Source organism: Sphingomonas chlorellae (assembly GCF_056485145.1).
The window spans coordinates 102,462-114,631 of sequence record NZ_JBQXXM010000001.1 but is presented as its reverse complement, the minus strand read 5'-3'; the positions used below and the strand labels follow the sequence as shown (position 1 = coordinate 114,631).

Genomic DNA, 12,170 nt, shown 5'->3' with positions numbered 1-12,170 from the left:
CGGCGCGCGCGATGATGGGGTTCGGCCTGTCGATCGAGCCGCAGCTGTGGGCGCTGCTGTTCGTGATGGTGCGGATCGGCGCCGCCTTTGCCGCCGCGCCGGTGTTCGGCGCGGTATCGGTGCCGCTGCCCGCGCGGATCGCGCTGAGCGGCGCGATCGGCGTGCTGGTGCTGAGCACGAGCAAGATCGTGCCGCCGCCGTTGGTACTGGCACCCGCAACGATGCTGGCGATCGCGGGCGAGGCGCTGATCGGCGTGGCGATCGGGTTCGTGCTCCAGATCGCCTTTGCCGCGCCGTTCGTGGCGAGCGAGGTGATCGGATCGGCGATGGGAATCGGCTTTGCCAGCGCGATCGACCCGGCGAGCGGTCGGTCGACCGCGGCGCTGGGCCAGTTCCTGTCGCTGTTGCTGACGGTGCTGTTCCTCGCGATGGACGGGCACCTGCTGCTCGTCGACCTGATCGTGCGCAGCTATGCCGCGCTGCCGCCGGGACGGTGGATCGCGGCCGACCGGCTGTTCGGCATCGCGATGTTCGGCGGCTATGCCTATCTGGCGGGACTGTTGCTGGCGCTGCCGGTCGGTTTCCTGCTGCTGTGCCTCAACGTCGTGATCGGGATGCTGTCGCGCGCGGCGCCCGCGCTCAACCTGTTCGCAGTGGGGCTGCCCGCCAGCCTGATCGCCGGCATCCTGGCGCTGCTCGTCGCGCTGCCCGCGATGGGCGATTATCTGCTCGTCATCGTCGATGCCGCGCTCGACGCGGTGCCGCGGCTGGTGTTCGGCTGATGGCGGAGAGCGCAGGCGAACGCACCGAAGCCCCGACACCCAAGCGCCGCCGCAAGGCGCGCGAACAGGGGCAGGTGCTGCGGTCGCGCGACTTCGGCACCGCGCTGGGGATGCTCGCCGGATGCGCCTGGCTCGCCTGGGCCGGGCCCGAGCTGATCGCGGCGTGCCGCGACCTGATGGTGGCGGCGTTGCAGTTCGGCCGCGCCGATATCGAGCATTTCGAGCCGTGGCGGCCGCTGGTCGTCGCGGGATGGCGGCTGGCGCCCGCGCTGGCGACGCTGTTCGCGCTGTCGATCGCGGCGGCGGTGCTGGGCCAGGCCGGGCTGGGCGCGCTGACGTGGAACGGCGGGCTGATGGCGCCCAAGGCGTCGCGGATCAACCCGGCGGCGGGGCTGGCGCGGATGTTCGGTCCCGGCGGGTGGATCGAGCTGGGCAAGTCGCTGCTCAAGCTCGTGCTGCTGGGCGGGGTGGGCGGATGGATGCTGGCGCGGCTGGCGCAACCGTCGATCGGGCTGATCGCCGCCGACCTGCCCGCGACGCTGGCGGCGATGGGCGGGCATTTCGTTGCGCTGATGGCGGCGATGGCGGCCGGGCTGGCGGCGATCGCGGCGATCGACGTGCCGGTGCAGATGCTGCGCCACCGGCGCCAGCTGCGCATGACCAAGCAGGAGGTGAAGGAGGAGCATCGCGAGAGCGAGGGTTCGCCCGAGCTCAAGGCGGCGCAGCGCCAGCGGCAGCGCCAGATCCTGAAGGGCGGGTTCCGCAAGGCGTTGACCGAGGCGCATGTGGTGCTGACCAACCCCACCCATTTCGCGGTCGCGCTGCGTTATGCGCAGGGGCGCGACACGGCGCCGGTGGTGGTGGCGCGCGGGCGCGGCGCGACGGCGCTGGCGATCCGCGAACTCGCCGCCGAGCTGGCGGTGCCCGTGCTCGAATATCCGCAGCTCGCGCGCGCGGTCTATTACACCAGCCGCGACGGGCAGGAGATCCGCGACGACCTGTACCTGGCGATCGCGACGGTGCTGGCATTCGTGATGGGCGTGAATGCGCGTGCGGGGGCGGGTGCGGCGCCGCCGCCGGTACGCGTCCCGGCATCGGCGCGGTTCGACGAGAACGGCCGCCATGTCCCCGAGGCGCGCGGATCGGCCTAAAGCCCGGCGGGCCGCGGCCGTTTAGCAAGGCAGGAGGGATGCCATGCCATCGATCGCGACAACGCTGGGCGCCGGATCGGGCGTCGACACCAAGAAGCTGGTGTCCGACCTGGTCGACGCATCCTTTGCCAACCGCAACAAGCTGCTCGCCGACCGCAACGCCGCGCTGACGACGCAGATTTCGACCGCAGGGCAGCTCAAGAGCGGGATCGCGCGCTTTGCCTCGGCGCTGGAAACGCTGGCGGCGGGCGGGAGCCTCGCCGCGCAGCCGGTGAGTTCGAACGCCGCGATCGCGAGCGTGTCGCGGCTGAACGGCAGCGGCGCGGCAACCGGCGCCGATGCGACGCTGGAGGTCCGGCGGCTGGCGCAGGGACAGGTGAGCGCGAGCGATCCGTTCGCCGCCGGCGCGACGACGCCGCTGGGCGGCGGCACGCTGACGCTGCGCTTCGGCAGCGCGAGCGTCGTCGACGGCGCGATGCAGGGCTTTGCCGCCGACGGTGCGGCGCCGGTGACGATCGCGATCGACCCCGCCCGATCGACGCTGACCGACATCGCCGCGGCGATCAACGCGGCGGACAGCGGCGTGCGCGCGTCGATCGTCACCGACGGCGCGGGCGCGCGGCTGGTGCTGAAGGGGCCGAGCGGCGCGAACCGCGGCTTCACGCTCGACGCCGACGGCGCACTTGCCGGGCTGGCGGTGGGACCGGGCGCCGCAGCGAGCCGCGTGACGAGCGCCGCGCAGGATGCCGAGCTGGTGCTCGACGGGGTGACGCTGCACGCCCCCGCCAACCGCGTCGACGGGCTGATCGACGGCGTGCGGATCGACCTTGCCGCCGCCGCGCCGGGCGTGCGCGTGACGATCACGACGACGACCCCCGACGCGGCGATCACCCAGGCGGTGAGCGACGTGGTCGATACCTATAACGCGCTGTTCGCGTCGGTGGCGGCGGCGGTCGATCCCAAGAGCGGGACGCTGCGCAGCGATCCGGCGGCCAAGGCGCTGCTGCGCGGGCTGAAGGCGATGACGCTGACGCCGCTGGTCGCCGGTGCGGCGGCGGGTGCGCCGGCGACGCTGGCCGACCTGGGCGTGGCGACGCAGCGCGACGGGACGCTGAAGCTCGATCCGGCGCGGCTGCGCGGCGTGATCGCGGCGCAGCCCGCGGCGGTGACGGCGATCCTTGCCGAACCGGGCGGGCTGACCGCGCTGGTCGGGCGACTGGCGGCGGACGCGGCGAGCGCCGACACCGGGCTGGGCGCGAGCGAGGCGGGGTACAACCAGGCGCTGTCGCGCAACGCCGAGGCGCAGACGCGCAGCGACGGCCAGGCCGAGCGGATGCGGACGCGGATGACGCAGCAATTCGCGTCGATGGACACGCGCGTCGCGGCGTACAAGGCGACGCAGAGCTTTCTGACGCAGCAGGTCGATTCGTGGAATGCGAGCCGCCGGTGATGGGACGTTACGCCACGCGGCTGGCGGCCGACCCCGCCGCCACCTATCGCGAGATCGACCTTGCCGGGCGCACCAGCGGGGCCGATCCGCACGCGCTGACCGGCCTGCTCTATGCCGAGGCGGCGGCGGCGCTGCGCGCGGCGGCATGCGCGACCGAACGCCGGCAATGGGCGGTCAAGAGCGAGCGCGTCGCGCGGGCGACGGCGATCCTGTTCGCGCTGGAGGCGGGACTGGATTTCGCGCGCGGGGGCGCCGTCGCACGGACGCTGGCGACGCTCTATCACGGGCTGCGCGGGCAGGTGGTGCAGGCGAGCATCGGCAGCGACCCCGCGCCGTTCCGCGCGGTCGCCGCCGAGATCGACGACGTGGCCGGCGCCTGGGCCCGGCTTCGCCCGGCGGGATAGGCCCGCCGGGACGCGACCGGTCAGAGGTCGAGCTTTTCGTATTCGGCCGGCGGCTGGATGCCCTCCATCCGCTCGCTGAGCAGCGGCCGGAAGCTGGGGCGGCTCTTCATCCCGATATACCAGCGCTTGGCGAGCTCGTGGCTCTTCCAGTCGATCCCGCCCAGATAGTCGGCGATCGAGATCTGCGCGGCCGCGGCAAGATCGGCGAGGCTCATCGTCGCGCCCGCGAGCCAGGTGCGGTGGTCGAGCAGATAGTCGATATAGTCGAGATGCGCGACCGCGGCCTTCATCGCCTCGCGCAGCGCCTTGGCGTCGGGCGCGGTCTTGTAGACGAGCCGCTTGATCATGCGTTCGTGGAGCAGCGGCGCGGTGATGTCGCCGAAGAAATGCGTGTCGAACCAGATCACCAGCCGGCGGATCTCCGCGCGATCGGTCGCGGTGCCGTTGAGCATCGCCGACTTGCTGACCGTTTCCTCGAAGAATTCGCAGATCACGGTCGAATCGATCAGCGTGACGCCGCGTTCGGTATCGACCATCACCGGCGTCTGGCCGGTGGGGTTGAGGTCGATGAACTCGTCGCGGCGCTGCCACGGCGATTCGCGGACGGGCTCATAGCCGATCCCCTTCTCACCCAGCAGCAGGCGGACCTTGCGCGAGAAGGGGCAGAGCGGGAATTGGTAGAGTTGCCACATGGCCGAACGCTTTAGGCCCGCGGGCGCAGCGGCGTAAAGGCGCGACGTGCCGCGCACGGCCCCGTCCCCGCCGGCATCGGGCGGAACGGGGCCGGACGGGGCGGCGCGACGCTCATTCGGCGGCGACCGCCTCGGCATGATCGTCGAGCGGATGCGCGAGGCGCGAGAGCATCTCCCGCGGCACGACCTGCCAGAAATGGCCGAGCACCTGCTCCCAGTCCTCGATCAGTCCGCGCGACCAGCGGCTGTCGGTCGCCTCGGCGTGCTGGAGCACCAGTTCGCGCAGCCGCGCCTCCCAGTGCGCCGAAGCAACGCGCTGCCAGACGATGCTTTCGGGGTTGGCGTGCCGGGCGAAGCTGCCGTCGGCGTCGTAGACGAACGCCATGCCGCCGGTCATGCCCGCGCCGAAGTTCATGCCGACGCGGCCCAGCACCACCGCGGTGCCCCCGGTCATATACTCGCAGCCGTTCGCGCCGCAGCCTTCGACCACGACGTCGGCGCCCGAGTTGCGCACCGCAAAGCGCTCGCCCGCCTGGCCCGCCGCGAACAGCCGGCCCGAGGTCGCGCCGTAGAGCACGGTGTTGCCGATGATCGTGTTCTTCCACGATTCGATCGGCGAGCTGACCATCGGCCGCACGACGATGACGCCGCCCGACAGCCCCTTGCCGACATAATCGTTGGCGTCGCCGAACACCTCGAGCGTGATGCCCTTGCACAGGAACGCGCCGAGCGACTGGCCCGCCGAACCGCGCAGCCGGACATGGACATGGCCGTCGGCGAGCGTCGACATGCCGAAGCGGCGCGTCACCTCGGACGACAGGCGCGTGCCCACCGCGCGATGCGTGTTGCGCACCGAATAGGTGAGCTGCATCTTCTCGCCGCGCGCAAAGACGGGTGCGGCGTCCTTGATCATCTGGGCATCGAGGCTGTCGGGCACCGCGTTGCGGAAGGTGGCGAGGCTGAAGCGGCGATTGGCCTCGTCGGCATCGACCTTGGCGAGGATCGGGTTGAGGTCGAGATCGTCGAGATGCTCGGCGCCGCGGCTGACCTGGCGGAGCAGCTCGGTGCGGCCGATCACCTCGTCGAGGCTCTTGCAGCCGAGCCGGGCGAGGATCTCGCGCACTTCCTCGGCGATGAAGCTCATCAGGTTGATGACCTTTTCCGGCGTGCCGACGAACTTCTGGCGCAGCCGCTCGTCCTGCGTGCAGACGCCGACCGGGCAGGTGTTCGAATGGCACTGGCGCACCATGATGCAGCCCATCGCGACGAGGCTGAGCGTGCCGATGCCGAACTCCTCGGCGCCGAGGATCGCGGCGATGACGATGTCGCGCCCGGTCTTGAGCCCGCCGTCGGTGCGCAGCGTCACGCGGCCGCGCAGCCCGTTGAGCGTGAGCGTCTGGTTGACCTCCGACAGCCCCATTTCCCACGGCGTGCCGGCGTACTTGATCGACGTCATCGGCGAGGCGCCGGTGCCGCCGACATGGCCCGAGACGAGGATCACGTCCGCATGCGCCTTTGCGACGCCCGCCGCGACGGTGCCGATGCCCGCCGAGCTGACCAGCTTGACGCACACCCGCGCGCGCGGATTGATCTGCTTGAGGTCGTAGATGAGCTGCGCCAGATCCTCGATCGAATAGATGTCGTGGTGCGGCGGCGGCGAGATCAGCGTGACGCCGGGCGTCGCGTGGCGCAGTTTGGCGATGAACTCGGTGACCTTGAAGCCCGGGAGCTGGCCGCCCTCGCCGGGCTTGGCGCCCTGGGCGACCTTGATCTCGATCTCGTCGCAGGCGTTGAGATATTCGGCAGTGACGCCGAAGCGGCCCGAGGCGACCTGCTTGATCGTCGAGTTGGCGTTGTCGCCATTGTCATAGGGCGTGTAGCGGCTGCGGTCCTCGCCGCCCTCGCCCGACACCGCGCGCGCGCCGATACGGTTCATCGCGATCGCCAGCGTCTCGTGCGCCTCGGGGCTGAGCGCGCCGAGCGACATGCCGGGGGTGACGAAGCGCTTGCGGATCTCGGTGATCGCCTCGACCTGGTCGATCGGCACGCCCTCGGCCGGATAGTTGAATTCGAGCAGATCGCGCAGATAGACCGGCGGCATGTCGCGCACGCCGCGCGAAAAGGCGAGATAGCCCGAATAGCTGTCGGTCGCGACCGCGGTCTGGAGCTGGTGCATCAGCTGCGCCGAATAGGCATGCGTCTCGCCGCCGTTGCGCTGGCGATAGAAGCCGCCGATCGGCAGCGTCGCGACCGCGCCGTCGAACGCCGCCTGGTGGCGCAGGATCGCCGACAGATGGAGCGAGGCATAGCCTTCGCCCGAAATCTTGCTCGGCATGCCCGGGAACAGGTCGTTGACCAGCGCGCGGCTGAGCCCGACCGATTCGAAGTTGTAGCCGCCGCGATACGAGCTGATGACCGCGATCCCCATCTTGGAGAGGATCTTGAGCAGCCCTTCCTCGATCGCCTTGCGGTGCCGCTGGAGGCAATCGGCGACGCCGAGATCGCCGAACAGCCCGCGCGACTGGCGGTCGATGATCGCCGCCTCGGTCAGATAGGCGTTCACCGTGGTCGCGCCGACGCCGATCAGCACCGCATAATAATGCGTGTCGAGGCATTCGGCAGCGCGCACGTTGATGCTGGCATAGGAACGCAGCCCGCGGCGGACGAGGTGCGTGTGCACCGCGGCGGCGGCGAGCACCCCCGCGATCGCCACGCGGTCGCGCCCGATATGTTCGTCGGTGAGGAACAATTCGGTCCGCCCCGCACGCACCGCCTGTTCGGCCTCGTTGCGGATGCGCATGATCGCGGCGCGCAGCGCATCGGCGCCGCCCGCAGCGTCGAAGGTGCAGTCGATTTCCGCCGCCTGCGCGCCGAAATGCGCCTTGAGCCGCGTCCAGTCGGCATTGGTGAGCACCGGGCTGTCGAGCACCAGCACGCGGCTGGCATTCGCCTCCTTGTCGAGGATGTTGGCGAGGTTGCCGAAGCGCGTCTTGAGCGACATCACATGGCGTTCGCGCAACGGGTCGATCGGCGGGTTGGTGACCTGGCTGAAATTCTGGCGGAAGAACTGGCTGATGAGGCGCGGCTTGTCCGAAATGACCGCGAGCGGCGTGTCGTCGCCCATCGACCCGATCGCTTCCTTGCCCGCCTCGACCATCGGCGCGAGGATCAGTTCGAGATCCTCGAGCGTCTGGCCCGCCGCGACCTGGCGGCGCGCGAGCTCGGCGCGGTCGCGGATCGGGGTGTCCGCCTCGACCCGGGGCAGGTCGTCGATCGTCAGGAAGCCCTGGATCATCGCCGCATAGTCGAGCTCGCCCGCGATCCGGTCCTTGATCGCCTGGTCGTCGAACAGCTCGCCGCGATCGAGGTCGATCGCGATCATCTGGCCCGGCCCCAGCCGTCCCTTGGCGAGCACGCTCGATTCGGGAACCTGGACCATGCCCGTTTCCGAACCGACGATCAGCAGCCCGTCGGCGGTGCGCGTGTAGCGCAAGGGGCGCAGCGCGTTGCGGTCCATCCCCGCGACCACCCAGCGGCCGTCGGTCATCGCGAGCGCGGCGGGGCCGTCCCACGGCTCCATCACGCTGGCGAGATACTGGTACATCGCCTGGTGCGTCGCCGCGGTATCCTCGCCCAGCGATTCGGGCACCAGCATCAGCTTGGCGGTGGGGGCGTCGCGGCCCGAGCGGCAGATCGCCTCGAACACCGCGTCGAGCGCGGCGGTATCCGACGCGCCCGCCGGGATCACGGGCTTGATGTCCTCGCTATGCTCGCCGAACGCGATGCTCGCCATCTTGATCTCGTGGCTGAGCATCCAGTTCTTGTTGCCGCGGATGGTGTTGATCTCGCCATTGTGCGCGAGGCAGCGGAACGGCTGCGCCAGCCACCATTGCGGGAAGGTGTTGGTCGAATAGCGCTGATGGAAGATCGCGACGCGGCTGACGAAGCGCTCGTCCTTGAGGTCGGGATAGAAGTCCGACAGCGATTCGGCGAGGAACAGCCCCTTGTAGATGATCGAGCGGCACGACAGCGAGCAGATGTAGAAGCCGCCGACCTGCGCCGCGATCACGCGCTTTTCGATGCGGCGGCGGATCAGGTAGAGCTGGCGCTCGAACTCGGCGGCGTCCATTGCCGTGGGTTCGGGCCCGGCGATCATGATCTGTTCGATCTCGGGCCGGGTCGCCTGCGCCTTCTGGCCGATCACCGCGACGTCGACGGGCACCTGGCGCCAGCCATAGATGGTGTAGCCCGCGTCGATGATCTCGCTCTCGACGATCGTGCGGCACGTTTCCTGCGCCGACAGGTCGGTGCGCGGAAGGAAGATCATGCCGACCGCGAGCCGGTTGGGGAGCATGCGGTGCCCCGAAGCGGCGATCGCCTCGTCGAAGAAGCGCAGCGGCAGGTCGACATGGATCCCCGCGCCGTCGCCGGTCTTGCCGTCGGCATCGACCGCGCCGCGGTGCCACACCGCCTTGAGCGCGTCGATCGCCGACTGGACGACGCGGCGGCTCGGCTGGCCGTCGGTCGCGGCGACCAGGCCGACGCCGCAGGCATCGCCTTCGAATTCGGGGCGGTACATGCCCTCGCGGGCGAGGCGCTCGCGCTCGGCGGCCAGCGTCTTGGTCATCACTTCCTGTCCTGTTCTGCGGCGAGCTTTGCCGCCATCGCCTGGGCGCGTTCGGCCACGCCCTGCATCGCCTGGGTCATCATCGCGCGCTGTGCGGCGAGGATGTCGGGATCGCCCATGATGGTGGGCGCCTGTTCGGCGTAGAGCCGGCCCGTCGGCGTATCGAAAAAGGCCGCAATCTCGTTGAGCTGCGCCTCGGTGAAGCGGCGGGCATAGGCGCGCGCCATCGCCGTGCGCAGCGTGGGCAGCGCCTGTTTGACGATGGTGCTCGAGCGCGCGATCTCGTCCGCGACAAAGGCGTCGAGCGCCGCCCTGGCCTTGGGGTTGCGGGCAAAGGCCGCCTTCAGCTCGGGCGCCTGCGCCATCGCGGCGTGCAGATTGCCCATCGTCGGCCGGATCATCTGGTCGATCATCGCCTCGGCACGGTCCGCGGGCAGCAGTCGCGTGATGAGTTGCGTCGCGGCCGCGACCCGCACGGGATCGGGCGCGGCGGCGGTTGCCGGGGCCGGTGCCAGTGCCGGTGTCGGTGCGGCATTCTGCGCTGCGGCAGGCGTGGCGACGACGAGCGCCGCGACAAGGCAGAGCATGCGACGGCGGATCATGCCAGGCTCTCCGCAGGCTGGGCGGCGACGGCCGCGGATGCGGGCCGGGAGGCCGCGGCGGATGCGCGCGCCTGAAGCCAGCCATGCATGTGCGCCGCCACGTCGCGCCCGTCGCGGATCGCCCAGACGACCAGGCTGGCGCCGCGCACGATGTCGCCGGCGGCGAACACGCCGTCGAGGCTGGTCATCATCGTCTTGCCGTCGGTGCGCAGCGTTCCCCAGCGCGTGACGCCGAGTTCGTCGGCACCGAACAGCCGGGGCAGATCCTCTGGCTCGAAACCGAGCGCCTTGATGACCAGATCGGCCTTGAGCTGGAAACCGCTGCCCGGATCGGGCTCGGGGGCGCGTCGGCCCGAGGCGTCGGGCGCGCCGAGCCGCATCCGGCTGGCGCGGACGCCGGTGACGCGGGCATCGCCGTCAAAGGCGTCGGGCGCGGAGAGCCAGACGAACTCGACGCCCTCCTCCTCGGCATTGGCGACCTCGCGCTGCGAGCCGGGCATGTTCGCACGGTCGCGGCGATAGAGGCACTTCACGCTGGCGGCGCCCTGGCGAACCGCGGTGCGGACGCAGTCCATCGCGGTGTCGCCGCCGCCGATCACGACGACATGCTTGCCCAGCGCGTTGAGGCTGCCGTCGTCGAACGCGGGGACGGCATCGCCGAAGCCCTTGCGGTTCGACGCGATCAGATAGTCGAGCGCGTCGACGATTCCCGCCGCGCCGACGCCGGGCGCCTTGATCGCGCGCGGCTTGTAGACGCCGGTGGCGATCAGCAGCGCGTCGTGGCGCGCGCGCAGTTCGGCAAGCGTCGCATCCGCGCCCACCGCAAAGCCGAGATGGAAGTGGATGCCGGCCTGCTCGAGCCGGGCGACGCGGCGCATCACCACTTCCTTTTCGAGCTTGAAGCCCGGAATGCCATAGGTGAGCAGCCCGCCCGCACGGTCGTGCCGGTCATAGACATGCACGTCATAGCCCTCGACGCGCAGATATTCGGCGGCGGTGAGCCCGGCGGGACCGGCGCCGATGATGCCGACCGACTGGCCGCGGGCGCGCCCGACCGCGACGGGGGCGACCCACCCCTTTTCCCAGGCGGTGTCGGTGATGAACTTTTCGACCGAGCCGATCGTGACCGCGCCGTGCCCCGAGAACTCGATCACGCAATTGCCCTCGCACAGCCGGTCCTGCGGACAGATGCGGCCGCAGATCTCGGGCATCGTCGAGGTGCTGTTCGAGAGCTGATACGCCTCCTCGAGCCGGCCTTCGGCGGTGAGCCGCAGCCAGTCGGGGATGTGATTGTGGAGCGGGCAGTGCACCGAACAATAGGGCACGCCGCATTGCGAGCAGCGCCCCGCCTGCGATTCCGCCTCGGGCGGCGCGAAGCGGTCGGCGATTTCCTTGAAATCCTTCGCGCGCGGCGCCGCGGGGCGCTTCGACGGGTACGCCTGGGGGCGCGTCACGAACTTGAGCATGGGATTCTCGGCCATGCGCGTTCGATACATGCGTGAGTTGGGCGAGTCACGCAAAAAATGGAAAGTATGGCAGTCTTGCTGTCTTAAAATATCGGGGGTGCAGACGGCGCGGGATCTTGCTGCATTTTGATCCCGCACAATGAGTCCGAATCGGTCCTATCGCATCGAGAGCCACACCAGCGCGGCGGCGCCGGCGACGATCCGGTACCAGGCGAACGGCGCAAAGCCGTGCCGGCTGACGATGCCGACGAACCATTTGATGACGAGCAGCGCGACGACGAACGCGACGACGAACCCGACCGCGATCTCGCCCCAGCCGACGCGGCCGGTGGTGAGCGTGCTGCCGTTCTTCGCGAGTTCGAGCACGGTCGCGCCGAGCATCGTCGGGATGGCGAGGAAGAAGCTGAACTCGGCCGCGGTGCGGCGTTCGACGCCCAGCGACAGCGCGCCCATGATCGTCGCGCCCGAGCGGCTGACGCCGGGGATCATCGCGAGGCACTGGATGAAGCCGATGCCGAGCACGCGCACCACCGGGATCTCGGCGATACCGACGATGTCGGTACGGCGGATCAGCCGCTCGATCACCAGGATCGCGATGCCGCCGACGATCAGCGCGATCGCGACGACGCGCGGGGCGCCGAGCAGCGCCTCGATATGCTTGTGCAGCGCGAGCCCGATCACCGCGGCGGGCAGGAACGCGATGAGCAGGTTGCGCAGGAAGCGCCACGACACCGGATTGCGTTGCAGCAGCCCGACCGCGACCGCCCAGAAGGTCCGCCAATAGAGCACCAGCACGGCCAGGATCGCGCCGAGCTGGATGACCACGTTGAACATCGCCCATTGCTGGGCGTCATAACCGAGCAGCTCGCTGGCAAGGATCAGGTGCCCCGTCGACGAGACGGGCAGGAATTCGGTGACGCCTTCGACGATCCCGAGCAGGATCGCGACAATCAGTTCGGTCATGGCTTACTGGCTCCCCTGGCAGCAAGACGCCGC

Annotated in this window: 9 protein-coding genes; 4 read left to right on the top strand and 5 right to left on the bottom strand. The window is 70.0% G+C overall.

The annotated features are described in order from the left end of the window. Positions 1 to 11 precede the first annotated feature (11 nt). The 4 genes from fliR to ACT3CF_RS00545 are packed head-to-tail and all read left to right on the top strand — an operon-like array spanning position 12 to position 3,787. A complete protein-coding gene (gene fliR, locus ACT3CF_RS00560) occupies positions 12 to 782 on the top strand; it encodes a flagellar biosynthetic protein FliR (protein ID WP_478419769.1) in 771 nt (256 codons plus the stop codon). After that, positions 782 to 1,933 carry an EscU/YscU/HrcU family type III secretion system export apparatus switch protein gene (locus tag ACT3CF_RS00555; RefSeq protein ID WP_478419768.1) on the top strand — a complete coding sequence of 384 codons (1,152 nt, stop codon included), beginning with the start codon at positions 782 to 784 and terminating at the stop codon, positions 1,931 to 1,933. Before fliR ends, ACT3CF_RS00555 begins: the two co-directional genes overlap by 1 nt. Positions 1,934 to 1,976: 43 nt before the next feature. Further along, entirely contained in the window at positions 1,977 to 3,383 is a 1,407-nt protein-coding gene (gene fliD, locus ACT3CF_RS00550; protein WP_478419767.1) for a flagellar filament capping protein FliD, read from the top strand. After that, on the top strand, positions 3,383 to 3,787 hold the full coding sequence (locus ACT3CF_RS00545) for a flagellar export chaperone FliS (protein WP_478421296.1): 405 nt from the start codon (positions 3,383 to 3,385) through the stop codon (positions 3,785 to 3,787). Before fliD ends, ACT3CF_RS00545 begins: the two co-directional genes overlap by 1 nt. 20 nt (positions 3,788 to 3,807) lie before the next feature. Here ACT3CF_RS00545 and ACT3CF_RS00540 read toward each other — a convergent pair whose 3' ends face one another. From ACT3CF_RS00540 to ACT3CF_RS00520, 5 genes are all read right to left on the bottom strand, one after another. Next, positions 3,808 to 4,479, bottom strand: coding sequence for a glutathione S-transferase family protein (locus ACT3CF_RS00540; protein WP_478419766.1), 672 nt, complete (start codon positions 4,477 to 4,479; stop codon positions 3,808 to 3,810). Positions 4,480 to 4,591: 112 nt separating this feature from the next. Beyond that, positions 4,592 to 9,106, bottom strand: a complete 4,515-nt coding sequence (gene gltB / locus ACT3CF_RS00535) for a glutamate synthase large subunit (protein ID WP_478419765.1) — start codon at positions 9,104 to 9,106, stop codon at positions 4,592 to 4,594. Continuing rightward, positions 9,106 to 9,708: a DUF2059 domain-containing protein gene (locus tag ACT3CF_RS00530; protein WP_478419764.1), complete on the bottom strand. Its 603-nt coding sequence runs from the start codon at positions 9,706 to 9,708 to the stop codon at positions 9,106 to 9,108. Before ACT3CF_RS00530 ends, gltB begins: the two co-directional genes overlap by 1 nt. Then, on the bottom strand, positions 9,705 to 11,189 hold the full coding sequence (locus ACT3CF_RS00525; protein ID WP_478419763.1) for an NAD(P)-dependent oxidoreductase: 1,485 nt from the start codon (positions 11,187 to 11,189) through the stop codon (positions 9,705 to 9,707). Before ACT3CF_RS00525 ends, ACT3CF_RS00530 begins: the two co-directional genes overlap by 4 nt. Positions 11,190 to 11,330: 141 nt before the next feature. After that, complete coding sequence (locus tag ACT3CF_RS00520; RefSeq protein ID WP_478419762.1) at positions 11,331 to 12,137, bottom strand: undecaprenyl-diphosphate phosphatase; 807 nt, start codon at positions 12,135 to 12,137, stop codon at positions 11,331 to 11,333. Positions 12,138 to 12,170 lie beyond the last annotated feature (33 nt).